Consider the following 20,961-nt stretch of genomic DNA (forward strand, 5'->3'; position numbering starts at 1 on the left):
GGCCTCAGCCCCGGTCACGCTCCACCGGCAGCCACAGTTCGGCCTCGGCCTCGGCCCGGTCCACCGCGAAGCGGGTACGCAGGATCTCCGGGCCCGGCCGGGTCCGGTACGGGTTGGACGGGAACCACTGCGTGAACACGTCCCGCCACAGTTCCTGGATCGCCTGCGGTGCGGGCCCTGACGTGGTGAAGACGGCCCACGTGCCGGCCGGGACGGACAGCCCGGCCGTCCCCTCCGGGGCGGCCGCGGAGGTGACCACCCCCTGGTAGTAGTCGAGTTCCGTGCCCTCGGCCCGGCTCGGGTCCAGGTCGTCGCAGACGGCGACGATGCCGCGCGGCTCCTGGTCCGACAGGTCCTCCAGACGCTCCAGGACCCGCGGGTCGATCCCGCGCACGAAGTCGATGATCGCCTGGTTCGGCCCCAGGTGCACCAAGGGCACCCGGGCCTTGAGCCCGGCCACGGTGAAGGCCGGTCGGTCCACTACGCGATAGCGCATGCTGCTGCTCCCTTCGACGGTGAGGCGGAAGGTCAACCTGGGCTGGGAGACGAGCGCGGCGCCGGTCCGGCGGGCCTCGCCGGGCCCGACGCCGTGCACCGCGCGGAACGCCCGCGCGAACGCCTCGCCCGAGCCGTAGCCGTAGCGCACCGCGATCTCCAGCAGCGGGCCGGCTCCGGCGAGCACCTCGGCACCCGCGACGGTGAGCCGCCGGCGCCTGATGTACTCCGACAAGGGCATTCCCGCGAGCGCGGAGAACATCCGGCGCAGGTGGTACTCCGAAGTGGCCGCCCCACGCGCCAGTTCCGCCACGTCGATCGACCCGTCGAGGCGGTCCTCGATGTGGTCCATGGCCTGGTTCAGCCGTTCCAGCACGCCCGGTCCCCTTCCGCTGTCGTGATCACCACGCTAGGCGGCGGAGGTCCTACCGGACCCGACTTCCTGTGCCCGATCCGATCGGACACGGAACCCCCTCACCCGCCGGAGCGGCCGGGCCTGCCCGGCGGGGTGGCGGGCCGGGTACCGGCGTGGCGGCGGACCGGGTACCGGGGGCCTCGGTCGGCGGATGACGGGCGGGGTGTGCGGTCAGCGTGCTCCCACCAGCAGCTCCGCCGCTTCCTCGCGCTCGGCCATCGCCCGCAGCGGACCCTCCTCGGACACCAGGGCCGCGTACGGACCGCGCTGCACCACGCGTCCCCCGTCCAGCACGACCACCTCGTCGACGGCCTCGAGACCGGCCAGGCGGTGGGTGATGAGCAGGGTCGTGCGGCCTTCGGTCGCGGCCAGCAGGTCCCGGGTGAGGGCGTCGGCGGTGGGCAGGTCCAGATGCTCGGCCGGCTCGTCCAGCACCAGGACGGGGAAGTCGGCGAGCAGCGCCCTGGCCAGCGCGAGACGCTGACGCTGGCCGCCGGACAGCCGGGCCCCGTGCTCGCCCACGAGCGTGTCCAGCCCGTCCGGCAGACCGTCGGCCCACTCCAGCAGCCGGGCTCGCGCGAGCGCGTCCCGCACCTCTTCCTCGCTCGCCCCCTTCTTCGCGAGCAGCAGGTTCTCGCGGACCGAGCTGTCGAAGAGGTGCGCGTCCTGCGCGCACAGTCCGACGAGCCGGCGTACGTCGTCCCCGTCCAGGGCGGACGCGTCCACCCCGCCGAGCGTGTACGAGCCCGCTGTGGCGTCCAGGAAGCGCAGCAGCACCTGCGCGAGCGTGGTCTTGCCCGATCCCGACGGTCCGACGACGGCGACCCGGCGGCCCCGTTCCAGGACGAGGTCGGCTCCGGCCAGCGCGTCCCGGTCCTGGCCTGCGTGCCGTGCGGTGAGCCCGCCGAGGACGAGCGGGAAGGGCGACGCGGGCGCCCGGCGCGGCGACTCCGGCTCACGGACGGGCTCGGGGGAGTCCAGGACCTCGAACACCCGCTCCGCGCTCCTGCGCACCCGCTGGCGGTACTGCACGGCCAGGGGAAGCCCCAGGACGGCCTCGAAGGCGGCCAGCGGGGTGAGCACGACCACCGCCATGGTCACCCCGCTCAGCCGTCCGCCGGCGACCGCCTGGGCGCCGACCAGCGCGGCCGCCGTCACGGTCAGCCCGCAGACCAGCGCCGTCAGTCCGTCCCCGAGGGCGGTGGCGGCCGACGCGCGCGAGGCGATCCGGGTGAGCACGCCGTCCGCCGCGCGCACGCCGGCGGTACGGGCGGGCAGTGCGCCGGCGACCGTCAGTTCGGCGGTGCCGGTGAGCAGATCGGCCGTACGCGTCGCCAGCACACCGCGGGCGGGGGCCAGCCGGCGCTCGGCCCGGCGGGCCACGGCACCGGTGACCAGCGGGACCCCCACCCCGGCGGCGAGCAGCCCGGCGGCGAGCACCGCGCCGGCCTCGGGCAGCAGCCACGCGGTGAAGGCGACGGACCCGGCCGAGACGAGGACGGCGGAACCGGCGGGCAGCAACCAGCGCAGCCAGTAGTCCTGGAGGGCGTCCACGTCGGTGACCAGCCGGGTCAGCAGGTCGCCGCGCCGGGCCGAGCGCAGTCCGGCGGGCGCGAGGCGTTCCAGCCGCCGGTAGACGGCGACCCGGGTGTCGGCGAGCATCCGCAGCACGGCGTCGTGCGACACGAGCCGTTCCGCGTACCGGAAGACCGCTCGTCCGATGCCGAAGGTGCGGGTCGCCGTCACGGCCACCATCAGGTACAGCACCGGCGGCTGCTGCGAGGCCCGCGAGATGAGCCACCCGGAGGTCGCCATGAGGCCCACGGCGCTGCCGAGCGCGAGGCTGCCGAGCAGCAGCGCGAGGGCGAGCCGGCCGCGTCGGGCACCGGCCATGGCGCGCACCCGGGCGAGGACGCCCGCCCCCTCCGTGACGGGCTCCGTCACGGATCCACCGGTGACGGCCGGAGCCGTCACCTCCTCCCGCGCGGTCGCGCCAGCGGCCTTGGGCGCGGGAGCCGGGTCCGCGGGCGCGGTGGCCCCGGTCAGCCGGACCACCCGGTCCGCCACCGCCAGCAGGGCCGGCCGGTGCACGACCAGCAGCACCGTCCGTCCCGCCGCGAGGCGCTGAACGGCCGCCACCACCTCAGCTTCGGTCTCCCCGTCGAGCGCGGCCGTCGGCTCGTCCAGCAGGAGCACGGGCCGGTCCGCGAGAAACGCCCGGGCCAGCGCGAGCCGCTGCCGCTGCCCCGCGGACAGGCCGGCCCCGTCCTCGCCGAGCACGGTGCCGGTCCCGGCGGGCAGTGCCTCGACGAACTCCAGTGCTCCCGCGTCCGCGAGCGCCCGCCGCACGGCCGCCTCGTCGGCGTCGGGACGCGCCAGCCGTACGTTCTCGTCGATCGTCCCTGCGTAGAGGTGCGGGCGCTGCGGCACCCAGGCGATCCGGGACCGCCACCGCTCCAGGTCGGCCGACGCGAGGTCGACTCCCCCGGCCAGCACCCGGCCCCCGGACGGGCGCACGAATCCGAGCAGCGTGTTCAGAAGGGTGGATTTGCCCACGCCGCTCGGTCCGACCAGCGCGACCGTCTCGCCGGGCCGGACGGTGAAGGACACGTCGGTGACGGCGTCGGCGGCACGTCCGGGGTAGCGCACGGTCACGTTCTCGAAGGCCACCTCCGTCCCGGCCGGCTCGACCGTGCCCTGCGGCGGTGCCGGCGTCTCCAGTACCTCGAAGATCTCCTCGGCTGCGGCCAGTCCTTCGGCGGCCGCGTGGTACTGCGCCCCGACCTGCCGCAGCGGCAGATACGCCTCGGGCGCGAGGACGAGGATCACCAGCCCCGTGTACAGATCCATCTCGCCGTGCACGAGCCGCATGCCGATTGTCACGGCCACCAGGGCCACCGAGAGCGTCGACAGCAGTTCCAGCGCGAACGACGAGATGAAGGCGATCCGCAGCGTGCGCATGGTCGCCTGCCGGTACTCGCCGGTGATACGCCGGATCGACTCGGCCTGCGCCTTGGCCCGGCCGAACACCTTGAGGGTGGGCAGCCCGGCGACGACGTCCAGGAAGTGTCCGGACAGCCGGGACAGCAGGCGCCACTGACGGTCCATCCGCGACTGCGTGGCCCAGCCGATCAGCACCATGAAGACCGGGATGAGGGGCAGCGTGCCGACGATGATCGCGGCGGACACCCAGTCCTCGGTCACGATCCGCGCGAGCACCGCGACCGGCACGACCACCGCTAGCCCCAACTGGGGCAGGTAGCGGGAGAAGTAGTCGTCGAGGGCGTCCACCCCGCGCGTGGCGAGGGCCACCAGCGAGCCCGTGCGCCGGCCACCGAGCCAGTCCGGCCCCAGGGCGGTGGCCCGCTCCAGCACCCGTCCGCGCAGCTCCGACTTCACGGCGGCACTCGCACGGTGGGCGGCGAGTTCGGTGAGCCAGGCGACCAGCGCACGGCCGACCGCCACGGCCACCAACAGCAGCAGGGGGGTGCGCAGCCCGGTGATGGACAGACCGTGCTGGAAGGCACCCACCACGGTCTCGGCGATGAGCATCGCCTGGGCGATGACCAGGGCCGCTCCGACAGCGCCCAGGCCGACGACCGCAGCCAGGAAGAACCGGGTGGCGCGGGCGTACCGGAGGAGGCGCGGGTCGATCGGTTTCACGTGAACACCCTTCTCAAAGAGCATGTTTCACGTGAAACACGCTCTCTCTCCTCAGGGGGTGTGTTTCACGTGAAACACACCCCACTTCGGACTCAGTGCGAGGTCTCGGCGATGTGCTGGGTGCCGATCCGCTTACGGAACACCCAGTACGTCCAGCTCTGGTAGAGCAGCACGAGCGGCGTGGCGATCCCCGCACACCAGGTCATGATCTTCAGGGTGTACGGGCTCGACGAGGCGTTGGTGACCGTGAGGCTCCAGTTCGCGTCGAGCGAGGACGGCATGACGTTCGGGAACAGCGTCAGGAAGAGCATCGCGACGGCGGCCACGATGGTGACGCCCGAGAGCGCGAACGACCAGCCCTCGCGTCCCGCCTGGTTCGCCACCAGCGCGGCGACCAGGGCGCCGACCGCCACGAGCAGCGCGACCAGGCTCTTGGCGTCACCGCTGTCGATCTGCGTCCACAGCAGGAAGACCAGGGCGAGCACAGCGGTGACGAGGCCCACCTGGGAAGCCAGCTTCCGTGCCCGTTCCCGGATGTCTCCCACGGTCTTCAGGGCCGTGAAGACCGCACCGTGGAAGGTGAACAGCGTCAGGGTCACCAGCCCCCCGAGCAGCGCATACGGGTTGAGCAGGTCCCAGACGTTGCCCACGTACTCGAAGTTCCGGTCGATCTTGACGCCCCCCACGATGTTGCCGAAGGCGACGCCCCACAGGAACGCGGGGAGGAGCGAGGTCCAGAAGATCGCGGTCTCCCAGTTGCGCTGCCAGTTCTCCTCGGGCCGCTTCACCCGGTACTCGAAGGCCACGCCGCGCACGATCAGGCAGACCAGGATGAGCAGCAGGGGCAGGTAGAAGCCGGAGAAGAGGGTGGCGTACCACTCGGGGAAGGCGGCGAAGGTCGCGCCGCCCGCCGTGAGCAGCCATACCTCGTTGCCGTCCCAGACCGGCCCGATGGTGTTGATGAGGACGCGCCGTTCCGGCCGGTCCCGGGCGAGCAGCCTGGTGAGGATGCCGACCCCGAAGTCGAAGCCCTCCAGGAAGAAGTAGCCGGTCCACAGGACGGCGATCAGGACGAACCAGACGTCGTGCAGTTCCATGTCTGTGCAGCTCCCTCGGCCTAGTAGGAGAAGGCCATCGGCTTGTCGGCGTCCCGGGAGTCGCCACCGATCTTCGTGGGCGGGTTGAGGTCGGCTTCGGTGAGCTCGGGCGGGCCGGCCTTCACGTACTTGACCAGCAGCTTGACCTCGATGACGGCGAGGATCGCGTAGAGCGCCGTGAAGACGATCATGGAGGTGAGGACCTCGGCCTGGGACACCCCGGGGGAGACCGCGTCACGGGTCTGGAGGACGCCGTACACGACCCAGGGCTGACGGCCCATCTCGGTGAAGATCCAGCCCCAGGAGTTGGCGATCAGCGGGAACCCCAGGGTCCAGATCGCCGCCAGCCAGCAGAGCTTGGTCAGCTTGGGGCTGAGCGCCTTGTTCCGGAAGAGCACCACATGGGGCACCTCGTCCTCGCCGACCCTCAGATGCCGTGGCAGCAGGAACTTCTTGCGGGTGAGCCAGAGCCCGGCCAGGCCGATCGCGAAGGACGTCATGCCGAAGCCGATCATCCAGCGGAACCCCCAGTAGGCGACGGGGATGTTGGGCCGGTAGTCGCCGGGGCCGAACTTCTCCTGCTCGGCCTTGTTCACGTCGTTGATGCCGGGGACGTAGGAGCTGAAGTCGTCGTTGGCGAGGAAGGACAGCAGGCCCGGTATCTCGATCGCGACCTTGTTGTGCCCCTCCTCGACGTCTCCGTAGGCGAAGACCGAGAAGGGTGCGGGCGCCTCGCCGTCCCAGAGCGCCTCGGCGGCGGCCATCTTCATCGGCTGCTGCTTGAACATGACCTTGCCGAGGACGTCACCGCTGACGGCGGTGAGCAGTCCGGCGATCACCACGGTGACCAGGCCCAGCCGCAGCGAGGTCTTCATCACGGGGACGTGCTTCTTGCGGTACAGATGGAAGGCGGCGATGCCGACCATGAACGCGCCGCCGGTGAGGAAGGCCGCGGACATGGTGTGGAAGACCTGGCTGAGCGCGGTGTTCTGGGTCAGCACGGCCCAGAAGTCGGTGAGCTCGGCCCGGCCCTTCTCTTTGTTGATCCGGTAGCCGACGGGGTGCTGCATCCAGGAGTTGGCCGCCAGGATGAAGTACGCCGACAGGATCGTGCCGATCGAGACCATCCAGATGCAGGCCAGGTGGATCTTCTTCGGCAGCTTGTCCCAGCCGAAGATCCACAGACCGATGAAGGTGGACTCGAAGAAGAAGGCGATCAGCGCCTCGAAGGCGAGCGGGGCACCGAAGACGTCACCGACGAAGCGCGAGTAGTCGGACCAGTTCATGCCGAACTGGAACTCCTGCACGATGCCGGTGACGACACCCATCGCGATGTTGATCAGGAAGAGCTTGCCCCAGAACTTCGTCGCCCTGAGGTACTTCTCGTTCTCCGTGCGCACCCAGGCGGTCTGCAGCCCGGCGGTGAGGGCCGCGAGGGAGATCGTCAGGGGGACGAAGAGGAAGTGGTAGACGGTGGTGATGCCGAACTGCCAGCGCGCCAGTGTCTCCGGCGCCAGAGCCAGGTCCACGTCGTCACTCCTTACCTCACGCTCGTGGATCACGCTTGTGAAAGCGTTCACATTCACAAGCTAGTATGCCGCACCGATTTTCGACAGGCGAAGGGGGGTCCCCGCTACCCGCGGAAACCCCCCTCGGACCGCCTCCGACCAGCCGAAACCGGTGCGGACGGCGCTACATCTCCTGACGGAACCCTTCCGCCGCCTTCAGGAAGATGTCGTTCGCCTCATTCTCGCCGATCGTCACCCGCACACCCTCACCCGGGAACGGCCGCACCACGACGCCGGCCTGCTCGCACGCGGCGGCGAAGGCGGTCGTGTGCTCGCCCAGCCGCAGCCACACGAAGTTGGCCTGGGTGTCGGGCACCGTCCAGCCCTGCGCGCGCAGCGCCTCGACCACCCGCAGACGCTCGCACACCAGGGAGCCGACCCGGCCGAGCAGGGCGTCCTCGGCGCGCAGCGAAGCGATCGCGGCCTCCTGCGCGAGCTGGCTCACGCCGAAGGGCACCGCCGTCTTGCGCAGCGCCTCCGCCACCGGCTCGTGGGCGATGGCGAAGCCGATCCGCAGACCGGCCAGGCCGTAGGCCTTGGAGAAGGTCCGCAGGACACAGACGTTGGGCCGCTCGCGGTAGAGCTCCACGCCGTCCGGCACCTCGGGATCGCGGATGAACTCGCGGTACGCCTCGTCGAGCACGACCAGGACGTCCCGCGGCACCCGGTCGAGGAACCGCTCGAGCTCGGCCCGCTTCACGACCGTGCCCGTGGGGTTATTGGGATTGCAGACGAAGATCAGCCGCGTCCGGTCGGTGATCGCGTCGGCCATCGCGTCCAGGTCGTGCACGTCCCCCGGCGTCAGCGGGACGTGCACGGCCGTCGCGCCGCTGATCTGCGTGATGATCGGGTAGGCCTCGAAGGACCGCCAGGCGTAGATCACCTCGTCGCCGGGGCCCGCGGTCGCCTGGACGAGCTGCTGCGCGACACCGACCGAGCCGGTGCCGGTGGCGAGGTGGGAGGCCGGGACGCCGAAGCGCTCGGACAGCTCGCTCACCAGGGCCGTGCACGCCAGGTCCGGGTACCGGTTGAAGGACGCGGCTGCCGCCGTCACGCTCTCCATCACACCGGGCAGCGGCGGATAGGGGTTCTCGTTGGAGGACAGCTTGTAGGCCGTGGGCCCACCGGCCGCGGCCGGCCTGCCCGGCTTGTAGGTGGGGATCCCCTCCAGCTCGGCGCGCAGTTTGGGGCTCGTCTCGCTCACCGCAGTCCTCCTCGTGACCACCACCGGCTTCAATACTGCTCACCTTATGAGGATTCGGCGCGGCTGCGAACAGGTGAGAGGGGCCCGACCTCCCGAAACGGGGGGGAGAGCCCCGCGACTTCTCCGGACGAAGCCCCACGAAGGCGTACGTCCCAGGGGGCGCGCCGCACATATATCTACGCGCCGGTAGTGCACTCCGTGGCGCGCATCCCTCGTGCAGGTGAGTTGAGACCTCTTCGAAACATCGGTGCCACGACAGGCTCATCCGTGCCGACACACCACGTCCTGGCATGGAACCGCGCAACTACCTGTGTTTCCAAGGCAGTTGAGCCACTTATGCCTTGCAGAAACGTGCCTGTCAACGCGTGCATATGCGTCCGCCCTACCCCACCGGATGAGCCCTACTATCGGCTCGCCATGACAGCAGCAGGGAAGCACCAGGTGAGCCGCGCGGAAACCTCACGCCGAGGCAGCCGGCCGGGCCGGGCGGGCATCAGGGACGTGGCCGCCGCCGCCGGAGTGTCCATCACGACCGTATCCGACGCCCTCAACGGCAAGGGCAGGCTCCCGGACGCCACCCGTCGCCATGTCCGCGAGGTCGCCGACCGACTCGGCTACCGCCCATCGGCGGCGGCCCGAACCCTCCGTACCGGCAAGTCGGGCCTCATCGGCCTGACCGTGACGACGTACGGGGATGAACCTTTCACCTTCACCGAGTTCGCCTACTTCGCGGAGATGGCGCGCGCCGCCACCTCGGCCGCGCTCGCCCGCGGCTACGCGCTCGTGATCCTCCCCGCGACCTCGCGCCACGACGTCTGGTCCAACGTGGCCCTGGACGGCACGGTCGTCATCGACCCCTCCGACCAGGACCCGGTGGTCAGCGAGCTGGTCCGGCAGGGCTTACCCGTCGTCTCCGACGGCCGCCCGGCCGGCACGCTCCCGGTCACCGCCTGGGTGGACAACGATCACGAGGCCGCCGTCCTCGACATCCTCGACCACCTGGCCGACGCCGGCGCCCGCCGCATCGGCCTGCTCACGGGCACCACGACCGACACCTACACACACCTGTCCACCAGCGCGTACCTGCGGTGGTGCGAACGGGTCGGCCAGGACCCGGTCTACGAGGCCTACCCCGCGCACGACCCGTGCGCCGGGGCCGTGGCCGCCGACCGGCTGCTGGCCCGTCCCGACCGGCCCGACGCCGTCTACGGCCTGTTCGACCCCAACGGCACCGACCTGCTCGCCGCCGCCCGCCGCTACGGGCTGCGCGTGCCCGAGGACCTGCTGGTCGTGTGTTGCAGCGAGTCCACGGTGTACGCCAACACCGAGCCGCCCGTCACCACGCTCTCGCTCAAACCCCGGCGCATCGGCACGGCGGTGATCCAACTCCTCATCGACGCCATCGAGGGAGAGGAGACGGACCGTCCGGTGGAGCAGGTCATACCGACGGAGCTGTTCGTGCGCACCTCGTCCCAGCGACGCTCCCCTCGGACGACGGTCAGCCCGCCACGGACCCCGGAGGGGAAGTAGCCCCGGCCCCGCCGCGGCTCGCCGCTCCTCGTACCCCTCGCCCACGCGACGGGGGGAGCGGCGAACGGCGTCGGGCGCTTTGGGGGGAAAGCGACGTCCGGCGTCGGGGGCTTGGGGGGCGGCGTCCGGCGTCGGGCGCTGCACGCTCCGGGGGGGGCGTCCGACGTCGGGGGCTTGGCGTCCGGCGTCGGCGGCTCGGCGCTTGGGGTCCGGCATCGGGCGCTGCACGCTCCGGGGGCCGGCGTCCGGCGTCCGGGGCTTCACGCTCGGCGTCGGCCGTCGGTGCGAGTCGGCGTCAACGTAAGTCCGTAAACGTCACGTACGGGCGTTTTTCGGCGCGTTGGCGGTTTCTGGCATCAGGTCGACCGCGATCTCCCCGGCGGTCCCGGATGTCCCACCCGCCGCACAGGCCTCTTCGTGCCCTTCCGGCTCACGGACATCCCGCTCCCCGGTCCGTGCCGTGGTCCGGAGTGTGCCTCCCGAGCACACTCCGGGAGTGGAACGCCGGTGCGGACGAGGTGCCACCGCGGTGAGAGCGCACTGCCGAAGCCCGGCCCAATCGGGGCGAAAGCCGCGATGAACTGGAGCCTTGCTCCGATTCACCACCCCTGGGTCATCACACGGCACGATCCGCATTCCTATGATGGGCGCACGGCACCGCGGGCCGCTGCGACCAGGCAGCCCGAAGGGTGCAGATGCGGCGCGATGGTGGAGGGGTCTGATGACTCAGGGGGCCGGTCAGGGACCCGAGGTGGAGCGTACGGCGACGTTGCGCGACTTCCGGGTGCCCGGGTACGTCAACGAGACCGGTCCGTACGACCACGGCACGGAGCCCGGCAATACCGCGCCGCCCCTCGAGGAACCGCTGGAACATCCGGACGGTTACACGCCGACCCAGCGCGACCTGCCGGTCATCAGCCGACGCGGCGACACCCTCCAGGTGGCCGTCGACCCCGCGACGACCCACGCCCCGGTTCCCTCGACCGGCCCGGGACCGCTGTTCGTCGTCGGCGACGTGCACGGCTACCTCGACGAACTGGTGGCCGCTCTCCAGGAGAAGGGCCTGGTCGACTCCGCGGGCAACTGGTGCGCGGGCACCGCCCGGCTGTGGTTCCTCGGCGACTTCACCGACCGCGGCCCGGACGGCATCGGGGTCATCGACCTCGTCATGCGGCTCTCCGCCGAAGCCGCCGCGGCCGGCGGGTACTGCAAGGCCCTCATGGGCAACCACGAACTGCTGCTGCTCGGCGCCAAGCGCTTCGGGGACACCCCCGTCAACTCCGGCGCGGGCACCGCCACCTTCCAGGCCGCCTGGCTGCTCAACGGCGGCCAGAAGTACGACATGGACCGTCTCCAGGACCACCACCTCCAGTGGATGGCCCGCCTCGACGCCGTCGAGGAGGTCGACGGTCATCTGCTCGTCCACTCCGACACCACCGCCTACCTCGACTACGGCGACTCGATCGAGGCGGTCAACGACACCGTCCGCGAGACGATCACGCGTAATGACGCGGACGAAGTGTGGGACCTGTTCCGCAAGTTCACCAAGCGCTTCTCCTTCCGCGACGAGGGCGGCGCCGACGCCGTTCGCTCACTGCTCGATACGTACGGCGGCACCCGGATCGTTCACGGTCACAGCCCGATTCCCTATCTTCTGGGCGAAGTCGGCTCCGAGGAGGACGAGGACAGCGGCGGCCCGCACGTCGAGGGGCCCCACGTCTACGCGGACGGCCTGGCCATCGCGATGGACGGCGGCGTGACGATGGCCGGAAAACTGCTGGTCCAGCAACTGCCCCTGGAATCCTGAGCATTCCCGGGGCAGAAGTTCCCCACGCCGGCCCCGTCGGCGACATCCCAGGCCAGGGGCCAATTTCGGCAAACCCCCTGTCACCCCATGCCGTCGCCGCTCTACCATCGGGTTATCCGTAGCAGGCTCCCCTCCGTTTCTGCCCGACGGCTCGTTGGCATGCGAGCCCCAAGCCCTACGGAGCATCGGGGGATGCAGATGAACAGCGTTCCGCAGCACCTGAACAGCGAGGACCGCCAGGAGTACGAGCGGATCCTCGACGAGGCGCTGCGCTCCGCCCCACACCACCCGGAACTGGCTGCTGTCGGACAGCGGCTCAACCCCGAACAACTGCGCACCATGGCCCTCAACGCCTCCGCCCTCATCACCGTGGCGGCGGCCGCCGAGTACCAGCACTACGTCAAGGTCCGCGAGGAACTGCGCCATCCCGCGCCGGCCACCCCCTCGACCACGTCCGAGACCGGCTCGGCGGAGCCGGGCACGGCCGCGATGGGCCTCGCCACGACCATGGGAGAAGCGGCCCAGGCCGCCGAGGCCGCCGGGGCGGGCGCCGTCGCCGCCGTCCTCACCCCTGTCCTCGCCGGTGCCGCGGCGCTGATCTTCCTGCTCGTCGGCTACATCCTCCGGGTGCTCGACCCCGGACAGGCGTTCGCCCGCACCATGCTCGCCGCCGGCTGGACGTTCGGAGCCGTCGCCGTGGCCGCGATCCTCGTCGCCATGGTGGCGCTGCTGCTCACCGCCCTGCGCAACCGACCCTCCCTCGAGGCCGGGCCGTACAGCGAACTGAGCGAGGAGGTCGACCAGGCCAGGGAAGCCTGGCGGGAAGCCCTGCTGGCGCGCGGCATCCTGCCGTTCCTCCAGGAGGCGCTCACCGACCCCGGCACGGCGACCGCCCTGCACACCACACCGTCCCCGCCGGCTCCCACCGGCCGCCTTCCGAAGATCGGCTACGACCGCCCCGGCTTCACCAGCCCGGACGACGGCCGCTCGACCGGCCCGCGCCCGAGCTTCAGCAGCCCGGACTACACCAGCCCGGACTTCGGCGGCCCGGAGCACCAGCCGGAATAGACACCCGGCTTGCGCCCGCCCGGCTACCCCGCCGGGACGCGCAAGCCGCACGCCGTACGGCCGGGCCGTACGGCGCCTTCGCCATGCCCGGGCACGCCGTGCACGAAGGCGCGCGGTACCTCCGTGCACGGCCTGCCCATCGGCCCGGACGGGGCCCGGGCAGGGCTGATGGCGGGACAGCACGAGCGGTCAGGCCCGAGCGGGACGGCCTCAGAGGATGCCCGCATGACGCGCTGCCTTGATCCAACTGGGGAACTCGGACAGCAGCCGGTCGTAGAGCTCCTGGTCGGGGACGGTACTGATGTCGTCCACGGCGAAGAAGCCCACGTTGTCGACGCGACGCCCGGGAAGCGTGTCGAACCGCTCCAGCACTCCGTAGTCGGACCGTCCCAGCCCCACGAACTGCCAGAAGATCGGTTCCTCGACAGCCGCCCGCAGCTCCCGCTCGATCGCCGCGTCGCGGTGCACCCCTCCGTCGGAGAAGAAGAGCACCAGCGTCGGAGCCGCCGCCGGGTTCTCCCGCACATACGACCTGACCTGCGCGATCGCCTTCTGCTCCTCGTTCTGGATGCCGATCGTCCGCATGTCGATCTGCCCCGGTTCCATCCCCCGGCGGGGTTTCTTGCTGCGCCGGAACAGGCTCATCTCGCCCACCCGCACATGCAGCCGCAGCCACTCGGGAAGCTCGCCCAGCCGCAGGTCGGGGAGGCGTGCGGCCTCACTGGCGAACGTCCAGGCCTGCATCTCCCCGTCGTCGTCGAGCTGTGCCGCCACGGCCGCCATCCGCTCCACGACGTCCGCCACGACCCCGCGCGAGTACAGGAACGACATGGACCCCGAGGCGTCGAGTACGAGCACGACCCGCGCGCTGACCCCGACCGCCCCGTGCTTTCTCAGGCTGACGGCCACCTGCTCCTTGCGCAGGGACAGCCGCTTGCGCATGTCGACGGGAAGCCGCTCCTCCTCCTTGGACAACCGCGCCCCGGACACCCCGCCGGACGCCGGGGCTACCGGCGGCGGCGCGTGCGGAGGAGCGACCGGCGAGGGGGCGGCAAGCGGAGGCGGAGGGGCGAGCGGCGATGGCGGGGTGAGCGGCGGAGGGGCGAGCGGCGCCGGGCCGGCCGACGTGGGCGCCCTCTCCGGCTCCTCGTCGACCGTGATCCCGAAGTCCGTGGCCACTCCGGCGAGCCCGGAGGCGTAGCCCTGTCCGACCGCCCGGAACTTCCAGCGTCCCTCGCGCAGGTACAGCTCACCCGCGATGAACGCCGTCTCCGTACCGGCCTGCATCTCGAAGCGGGCCAGTTCGGAGCCGGACCCGGTGCCGAGCAGTCTCAGCGTCAGGCCCCGCACCTGCCCGAAGGTGCCGCCGTCGGCCGACGCACACAGCACCACACGTGTGATCGCGCTCTCCAGCGAGCGGAGGTCCACCCGGACCGTGTCGGTCATGGTTCCGGCGTCGCGCCGCTTGCCGAGGTGGCGCACGGCGCCCGACGCGTGCAACGGCTGGTTGTAGAAGACGAAGTCCGTGTCGTCACGAACCCGCCCGTCCTGCGCCAGCAGCAGCGCCGAGGCGTCGATGTCCGGCCCGCCGGCCCCCTCGGCCCAGCTGAGTTCGACCTGTACGTCCGGCGCGTCGACCGGCAGATTGGCACCCTTGCTCATGGATCGCGCTGTCATGCAGGCAAGTCTGCCGAGCCGACGCCGGAGGGCAACCGAACGGACGTGATGTTCTCCTCCCACTTCTCCAGGTCAGGTCACTCGGCCAGCGGCAGGTACACCCGGTTCCCGCTCGCCGCGAACTCCTTGGACTTCGCCAGCATGCCCTCGGCTATCTCCTCCGCGGAGGCGCCGTCGGCCGCACCGCCGCCGAACCGCTCGCTGATGCTCTGGCTGATCTTCATCGAGCAGAACTTGGGCCCGCACATCGAGCAGAAGTGCGCGGTCTTCGCCGGCTCCGCCGGAAGTGTCTCGTCGTGGAACTCCCGTGCCGTGTCCGGATCGAGAGCAAGGTTGAACTGGTCCTCCCAGCGGAACTCGAAGCGGGCGTCGGAGAGCGCGTCGTCCCAGTCCTGCGCGCCGGGATGCCCCTTGGCCAGGTCGGCCGCGTGGGCGGCGATCTTGTAAGTGATGACACCGGTCTTGACGTCGTCACGGTTGGGCAGGCCCAGGTGTTCCTTCGGCGTGACGTAGCAGAGCATCGCCGTGCCCCACCAGGCGATCATCGCGGCACCGATGCCGGAGGTGATGTGGTCGTACGCCGGCGCGACGTCCGTCGTCAGCGGGCCGAGCGTATAGAACGGAGCTTCATCACAGATCTCCTGCTGAAGGTCGATGTTCTCCTTGATCTTGTGCATCGGGACATGTCCCGGGCCCTCGATCATCGTCTGTACATGGAAACGCTTCGCGATCCGGTTGAGTTCCCCGAGCGTCCTCAACTCCGCGAACTGTGCCGCGTCGTTGGCGTCCGCGATGGAACCCGGCCGCAGACCGTCGCCCAGCGAGTACGTGACGTCGTAGGCGGCGAGGATCTCGCAGAGTTCCTCGAAGTTCTCGTACAGGAACGACTCCTTGTGGTGCGCGAGGCACCAGGCCGCCATGATCGAACCGCCGCGCGACACGATGCCGGTCTTGCGGTTGGCGGTGAGCGGCACGTACGCGAGCCGGACACCGGCGTGGACCGTCATGTAGTCCACGCCCTGCTCGGCCTGCTCGACGACCGTGTCCTTGTAGATCTCCCAGGTCAGCTCCTCGGCCCGGCCGTCGACCTTCTCCAGCGCCTGGTACAGCGGCACGGTGCCGATGGGGACGGGGGAGTTGCGCAGCACCCATTCACGCGTCGTGTGGATGTTGCGGCCGGTCGACAGGTCCATGACCGTGTCGGCGCCCCACCGGGTGGCCCACGTCATCTTCTCGACCTCCTCCTCGATGGAGGACGTCACCGCCGAGTTGCCGATGTTGGCGTTGACCTTCACCAGGAACCGCTTGCCGATGATCATCGGCTCGATCTCGGGATGGTTGACGTTGGCCGGCAGGACCGCGCGGCCCGCCGCGATCTCCTCGCGCACCACCTCGGGAGAGACGTTCTCGCGGAGGGCGACGAACTCCATCTCGGGCGTGATCTCCCCCCGACGCGCATAGGCGAGTTGCGTCACCGCCTCGCCGCCCCGGCCACGGCGCGGCAGGCGCGGCCGCCCCGGGAAGACCGCGTCGAGGTTGCGCAGACCGCCGCGCGGCGAGGTGTGCTTGACTCCGTCGTCCTCGGGACGGACGGGACGGCCCGCGTACTCCTCCGTGTCCCCGCGCGCGATGATCCAGTTCTCCCGCAACGGCGACAGGCCCCTGCGGACGTCGGTGTCGGCGAGCGGATCGGTGTACGGGCCGGAGGTGTCGTACAGGGTGACCGACTGCCCGTTGGTGAGATGCACCTGACGGACCGGCACCCGTACATCGGGGCGGGTGCCCTCGACGTACGCCTTGTGCCAGCCGATGGACTTCCCGGCTTCCGGTTCGCTCCCGCCGACGGCGCTGTCGCTGGTCGCGCTGTCGCTGGTCGCGTTCTGCGTGAAGGCAGGCGTGCGTGCGTCCTTGTTGGTCATGAGACCTACTCCCTACGCCGGCATTACCCGGTAACAGGTTCGGCGGTCGACGCAGCGGCTACCGCCTGCCGACGTTTCATGTGAGACATCACTCGTCGTGAGGGACGTTCCACGTGAAACATCGCGAAGACGGAGGTCAGCGCCCTCTCAGCCCGGTGCTCCGAGCTCCCGCGTGTGCAAAGGTTGGCTCCACGCTAGCGGCAATTCTGGCGCGGTGAACAGAGGGCCCCTGACGTTCTTGCGATGATCGGGCGGTGACCACCCCACACCAGCCCCCGTACTCACCACAGGAGCCACCCCGTCGACCGGGTGCCGGCGACGGCAACGACGACGGGTCCGGCCGTGGCTCCGGCAGTGGCCCCGGAGGTGACCGCGGCTTCGGCGACGGTCACGGCCGACCACAGGGCCCCGGCCGTGGACCGGGATACGCCGGCGGCCTCGGCGGTCTGAGGCGAGCGGGGGCTCCCCGCGGCGAGCGCCCGCCCGCCGGTGACTCGACGGCCCCCGGACGGAGCCCGATGCCCGGGGCAGGGCCGGGGAACGACCGTGGTCATGGAGGCGGGCGAGGCCCCGCGGACAACCCGGCGTACGGGAGCGGCCAGGAGCCCGGTGCCGACCAGCGCTACGGGCCCGGGCAGCGCTTCGGGACCGGCCAGGCTCGGGGGAACCCCCAGGGCTACGGCACCGGCCCTGTTCGCGAGCAGGGCCATGAGGCACCTCACCCACGCCCCGGAGCCGGACCCGGACCCGGTCCTGGACGCGGTCCTGGTCTCGGTGGCGGCCCCGGTGCTGGTGCCGGTGCGGATGCCGGTGTCGGTGTCCGCCCGGGCGCGAACCCCGGCCGTAGTGGCCGCCCTGGGGGCGGCACCGGGGTTGGCTCCGGTGACGGGTACGGCTTCGACGACGCCTTCGGCCGGGGGCAGGACTTCGACGGTGGCCGTGGTGGCGGCCCCGGCCGGCGGCCCGGCGACCCGTACACCGACACTCACGACGGGGGCCCCGGCGCCCCCAACGATGACGGCGGTCACGGCGGTCACGGCGGGACCCACGGCAGCAGCCAAGACTGTGGCCACGACGCCGAGCACGGCCACGGCCGTGGCGCAGGACACGGCGGCGATCACGGTGCGGGCCCGGGGCACGGCCACGGCGGCTCGGGCGGCGGGCACGGGCATGCGCACGGGCACAGCCACAGTCACGGTCCGGCCGCCCCCGTCTCGCGGCATCTGCGCAAGGTCATCGCGGCCATCCTCATCCCGTTCGGTGCCGCGGTGCTCGTGGGTCTCGTGGTGCTGTGGCCGGGCGGAGCCCCGGCACACGAGCGCACCGGGGTCGGCTTCGACCGGCAGACCCAGCAGGCCACGGTCACCAAGGTCGAGAGCGTGAGCTGTGCGTCGGTGAACGCCTCTGGCGGCACCCCCACCGGCGACACCTCCACGGCCGAGGGCTCCTCCGCGCAGCAGCAGGCCGGCGGCACCTGCAAGCGGGCCACGATCCGTGTGGACACCGGCAGCGACAAGGGCCGTACGTTCACCGAGATCGTGCAGCCGGACCAGTCTCGGCAGCTGGAACAGGGCGAGAAGGTCGTCGTCGCCTACGAGCCCTCGGCGCCGAAGGACCTCCAGTACTCGGTCACCGACGTGAACCGCCGGATCCCCATGACGGTCCTGGCCCTGATCTTCGCGGTCGCCGTCGTCGTCGTGGGGCGGCTCCGGGGCGTCATGGCCCTGGTGGCGCTCGCCATCAGCTTCATGGTGCTGAACTTCTTCGTCCTGCCCGCCATCCTCCAGGGGTCCAACCCGCTGGTCGTGGCGGTGGTGGGATCGAGCGCCATCATGCTGATCGCCCTCTACCTCTGTCACGGTCTCTCGGCCCGCACCTCGGTCGCGGTACTGGGCACCCTGATCTCGCTGCTGCTGATCGGCATCCTGGGCTCGTTGTTCATCGACTGGGCCGCGCTGACCGGCAACACGGACGACAACACCGGCCTGATCCACGGCCTGTACCCCTCGATCGACATGAGCGGTCTGCTGCTCGCCGGCATCATCATCGGTTCGCTCGGCGTCCTGGACGACGTGACGGTCACCCAGACCTCGGCGGTCTGGGAACTGCACGAGGCCAACCCCGCGATGGGTTGGCGCGGTCTGTACCGGGCCGGCATCCGCATCGGCCGGGACCACATCGCGTCGGTGGTCAACACGCTCGTCCTCGCCTACGCCGGTGCCGCTCTGCCGCTGCTGCTGCTCTTCTCCATCGCGCAGAGCAGTGTGGGCTCCGTCGCCAACAGCGAGCTCGTCGCGGAGGAGATCGTGCGCACCCTGGTGGGTTCGATCGGGCTGGTCGCCTCGGTGCCGGTCACCACGGCCCTGGCGGCCCTGGTGGTCTCCGCCGACCGGCCGGGTCCGAAGGAGGCGCCCGGGACGGCCCCGGAACCCGTCGCCGCCGCTTCGGCGGGAGCGGCGCCCGCCGCCACCGCGCAGGCACGGGGCGGCCGGGGCAGGCGTCGCAAGCGCTGAGTCGAGGGGGCGGGCGCCCGGGTGCCGGGAGACCGGCGGGCCCGGGCGCGCCCGTCGCTTCCATCGGGGAAGAAGAAGCGTTCCTGCACAACATCGGTCGTGGCAAGGCGTTGTGCCACCGATCGCCGCCCGTCCACCGAGGTCACCTCAGCCGGCGCTCTGCTCCTCCGCCAGGATCCGGTCCAGCGCCTCGTCCAGGTGCGCGTCGAAATCGGCGAGAGCACCTTCCTGGCCCAACGGGACCAGCTTGTCGGTGCGGTCGAGGAACGCCACCAGCGGTGCGGCAGAAGAACGGAACAGTGCCTGGTCACCGCCGACCTGAAGCCGGATCAGCACCTCTCCCAGCACGTCGACGTCCACCGGCGAGACGCGGACGTCCCCCTCACCGCACGGCCTTCCCACCCCGTCGATGAGCAACTCGCGCCCGAAGGCCCAGGTCACCGGGGCATCACCGGGCAGATGGAAGGTGAGTCGCACGGCGTACGGATCGCACGACTCGTAACCCAACTCCACCGGGATACGGAAAGAGAGCTCCTCGGAGACGAGGAAGCTCATCATGACCTCTGCCTGTACTGCCTGTACGGACTCGCGCATTGCCTAACCCCGTCATTTGCCGCCGACTGGCCGGGAATGGACCTTCTGGCACTGCACGCATCTTGCTGAACGTACACAACAGATCACAAGGAGTGAGTTTTCAGATACTGATAGAGATCGCCAGTGATCCCAGCAGACGGCCGACCTCGCTCTGCAGCTGCCGAGCCGCGGGCACCAGCCGGTGGGCGTGATGGGCCGGCAGGGAGATCGCCATCGTCGCCGCGGTGGTGCCCACCGTGATCGGGATGGCGGCGCACACCGTGCCCACCGCGTATTCCTGCCTCTCCATCACCGGTTCCATGCGTCGCATGCGTTCCAGACGTCGCAGCAGCGTGTGGTTGTCCCGCACGGTGTACGGGGTGATCGACTGCACGGGGTAGCGGTTCAGGTGCTCACGGCGCGTGTCCTCGTCCAGCTGGGAGAGCAGACACTGGCCGATGGCGTGCGCGTGGCCGGTCTCGCGGAAGTCGGCCCACTCCTCGACGGCGGGATTGCCGGGGGTGTCGGAGACGCACATGATCTCGATCTCGCCGTCGCGGTAGCGGGCGTAGTACACGGGGACACCGATCGAATCGCGCCACTGGGCGAGGGTGTCGGCAACCGTGCTGCGACGTTTCTGCGCCGCTCCGCTCGTCCCGAGCCGTTCGGCCGCCTCGCCCAGGAAGAACAGGCCCTTGTCCCGCCGCAGATAGCCCTCGTGGACGAGCGTGCGCAGCAGGTGGTAGGCCGTGGGCAGCGCGAGGCCGGTCTCGCGGGCGAGTTGTTTGGCCGGGGCGCCGTACTCGTGCTCCGCGACGGATTCCAGCAGCCGCATGGCGCGCTGCACGGAGCCGATCAGGGTGGCCGCGGGATGGGGGTGCCCCGTCAGGGCCGTGGTCGGCGGGCGTTGCAGCGGGGGCGCGGAGGAAGGCGGCCGGGTCGGGGGTGCGTACGGTTCTGCGGATGCGGTGTCAACCATGACCAAGGGTCACTCCGAAGCGCGAGGGGGGGCGGTCCGTGCGGGGGGAACACGGGTGGGGGAGTACGCCGCTCGCGGGGGTCGTCCCCGCGACGAGTTCCGGACTTTAACCGCCTGCCACCGCTCACAGACGGGCTGTCAGGGAAACTTCCCCCGGCCGAGGGAACGGGCGCTCCGTGTTACCGATCGCCGGCCTCCCGCACCGCTCACCAGTCGCTGCGCGACGAGGAACCCGAAGTGAACTTCCTGACGACGTAGACGAGTCCGCCGACCAGTGCCACGAAGATCAGCAGCTTGAACAGCAGGCCGATCACGAAGCCGACGATGCTGGCTATCAGGCCGCCGAACACGACCAGGGCGATGACCGGCACCGCGACCCACTTCACCCACCACGGCAGTCCCGAGAAGATCTCTTGCATCGCCCTCGTCCTCATCCTCTTGCAGTCGCTGTCC

The 20,961-nt window shown here is 70.8% G+C and carries 15 protein-coding genes; 4 read left to right on the forward strand and 11 right to left on the reverse strand.

Annotation, left to right across the window (positions count from 1 at the left end):
* Window positions 1–4 precede the first annotated feature (4 nt).
* From Saso_RS18395 to hisC, 5 genes are all read right to left on the reverse strand, one after another.
* Window positions 5–871, reverse strand: a complete 867-nt coding sequence (locus tag Saso_RS18395; RefSeq protein WP_189923741.1) for an AraC family transcriptional regulator — start codon at window positions 869–871, stop codon at window positions 5–7.
* 210 nt (window positions 872–1,081) lie between these two features.
* Complete coding sequence (cydD, locus tag Saso_RS18400) at window positions 1,082–4,573, reverse strand: thiol reductant ABC exporter subunit CydD (RefSeq protein ID WP_189923740.1); 3,492 nt, start codon at window positions 4,571–4,573, stop codon at window positions 1,082–1,084.
* A gap of 92 nt (window positions 4,574–4,665) precedes the next feature.
* Window positions 4,666–5,670: a cytochrome d ubiquinol oxidase subunit II gene (gene cydB / locus Saso_RS18405; RefSeq protein ID WP_189923739.1), complete on the reverse strand. Its 1,005-nt coding sequence runs from the start codon at window positions 5,668–5,670 to the stop codon at window positions 4,666–4,668.
* A gap of 20 nt (window positions 5,671–5,690) precedes the next feature.
* Entirely contained in the window at window positions 5,691–7,199 is a 1,509-nt protein-coding gene (locus Saso_RS18410) for a cytochrome ubiquinol oxidase subunit I (RefSeq protein WP_189923737.1), read from the reverse strand.
* Between the two features lie 163 nt (window positions 7,200–7,362).
* Window positions 7,363–8,442 (reverse strand): histidinol-phosphate transaminase, encoded by a 1,080-nt coding sequence (gene hisC / locus Saso_RS18415; RefSeq protein ID WP_189923735.1) that lies wholly within the window; start codon window positions 8,440–8,442, stop codon window positions 7,363–7,365.
* 417 nt (window positions 8,443–8,859) lie between these two features.
* Here hisC and Saso_RS18420 point away from each other — a divergent pair, with 417 nt between their 5' ends.
* From Saso_RS18420 to Saso_RS18430, 3 genes are all read left to right on the forward strand, one after another.
* Window positions 8,860–9,972, forward strand: coding sequence for a LacI family DNA-binding transcriptional regulator (locus Saso_RS18420; protein WP_189923733.1), 1,113 nt, complete (start codon window positions 8,860–8,862; stop codon window positions 9,970–9,972).
* Window positions 9,973–10,693: 721 nt separating this feature from the next.
* Window positions 10,694–11,779, forward strand: coding sequence for a metallophosphoesterase (locus Saso_RS18425; protein WP_189923731.1), 1,086 nt, complete (start codon window positions 10,694–10,696; stop codon window positions 11,777–11,779).
* 192 nt (window positions 11,780–11,971) lie between these two features.
* Window positions 11,972–12,847, forward strand: a complete 876-nt coding sequence (locus tag Saso_RS18430; RefSeq protein WP_189923729.1) for a hypothetical protein — start codon at window positions 11,972–11,974, stop codon at window positions 12,845–12,847.
* Between the two features lie 210 nt (window positions 12,848–13,057).
* Here Saso_RS18430 and Saso_RS18435 read toward each other — a convergent pair whose 3' ends face one another.
* The 3 genes from Saso_RS18435 to Saso_RS18445 all read right to left on the reverse strand — a co-directional run bounded on the left by Saso_RS18435 (window position 13,058) and on the right by Saso_RS18445 (window position 17,621).
* Complete coding sequence (locus Saso_RS18435) at window positions 13,058–14,524, reverse strand: VWA domain-containing protein (protein ID WP_189923727.1); 1,467 nt, start codon at window positions 14,522–14,524, stop codon at window positions 13,058–13,060.
* A 77-nt stretch (window positions 14,525–14,601) separates the two neighbouring features.
* Window positions 14,602–16,443 (reverse strand): phosphomethylpyrimidine synthase ThiC, encoded by a 1,842-nt coding sequence (gene thiC / locus Saso_RS18440; RefSeq protein ID WP_229901352.1) that lies wholly within the window; start codon window positions 16,441–16,443, stop codon window positions 14,602–14,604.
* Between the two features lie 281 nt (window positions 16,444–16,724).
* The gene (locus tag Saso_RS18445) at window positions 16,725–17,621 is read right to left on the reverse strand and encodes a hypothetical protein (protein ID WP_203833543.1); all 897 of its coding nucleotides are present in this window, start codon (window positions 17,619–17,621) and stop codon (window positions 16,725–16,727) included.
* 90 nt (window positions 17,622–17,711) lie between these two features.
* On the opposite strand from Saso_RS18445, the gene Saso_RS18450 reads away from it, so the two are divergent.
* The gene (locus Saso_RS18450; protein WP_372442452.1) at window positions 17,712–18,956 is read left to right on the forward strand and encodes a YibE/F family protein; all 1,245 of its coding nucleotides are present in this window, start codon (window positions 17,712–17,714) and stop codon (window positions 18,954–18,956) included.
* 147 nt (window positions 18,957–19,103) lie between these two features.
* Here the strand turns inward: Saso_RS18450 and Saso_RS18455 are convergent, their stop codons facing one another.
* From Saso_RS18455 to Saso_RS18465, 3 genes are all read right to left on the reverse strand, one after another.
* Window positions 19,104–19,550, reverse strand: coding sequence for an SsgA family sporulation/cell division regulator (locus tag Saso_RS18455; protein WP_189923725.1), 447 nt, complete (start codon window positions 19,548–19,550; stop codon window positions 19,104–19,106).
* 100 nt (window positions 19,551–19,650) lie between these two features.
* Entirely contained in the window at window positions 19,651–20,508 is an 858-nt protein-coding gene (locus Saso_RS18460) for an IclR family transcriptional regulator (RefSeq protein ID WP_189923723.1), read from the reverse strand.
* 206 nt (window positions 20,509–20,714) lie between these two features.
* Window positions 20,715–20,927, reverse strand: a complete 213-nt coding sequence (locus Saso_RS18465) for a DUF5326 family protein (RefSeq protein ID WP_189923721.1) — start codon at window positions 20,925–20,927, stop codon at window positions 20,715–20,717.
* Window positions 20,928–20,961 lie beyond the last annotated feature (34 nt).

This window comes from Streptomyces asoensis, assembly GCF_016860545.1.
Taxonomy (GTDB): Bacteria; Actinomycetota; Actinomycetes; order Streptomycetales; family Streptomycetaceae; genus Streptomyces; species Streptomyces asoensis.

Coding starts and splice junctions, on each gene's coding strand:
- cydB (WP_189923739.1), bottom strand. CDS start 5,670: ATGGAACTGCACGACGTCTGGTTCGTCCTGATCGCCGTCCTGTGGACC.
- Saso_RS18420 (WP_189923733.1), top strand. CDS start 8,860: ATGACAGCAGCAGGGAAGCACCAGGTGAGCCGCGCGGAAACCTCACGC.
- Saso_RS18425 (WP_189923731.1), top strand. CDS start 10,694: ATGACTCAGGGGGCCGGTCAGGGACCCGAGGTGGAGCGTACGGCGACG.
- Saso_RS18430 (WP_189923729.1), top strand. CDS start 11,972: ATGCAGATGAACAGCGTTCCGCAGCACCTGAACAGCGAGGACCGCCAG.
- Saso_RS18435 (WP_189923727.1), bottom strand. CDS start 14,524: ATGACAGCGCGATCCATGAGCAAGGGTGCCAATCTGCCGGTCGACGCG.
- thiC (WP_229901352.1), bottom strand. CDS start 16,443: ATGACCAACAAGGACGCACGCACGCCTGCCTTCACGCAGAACGCGACC.
- Saso_RS18455 (WP_189923725.1), bottom strand. CDS start 19,550: ATGCGCGAGTCCGTACAGGCAGTACAGGCAGAGGTCATGATGAGCTTC.
- Saso_RS18460 (WP_189923723.1), bottom strand. CDS start 20,508: ATGGTTGACACCGCATCCGCAGAACCGTACGCACCCCCGACCCGGCCG.
- Saso_RS18465 (WP_189923721.1), bottom strand. CDS start 20,927: ATGCAAGAGATCTTCTCGGGACTGCCGTGGTGGGTGAAGTGGGTCGCG.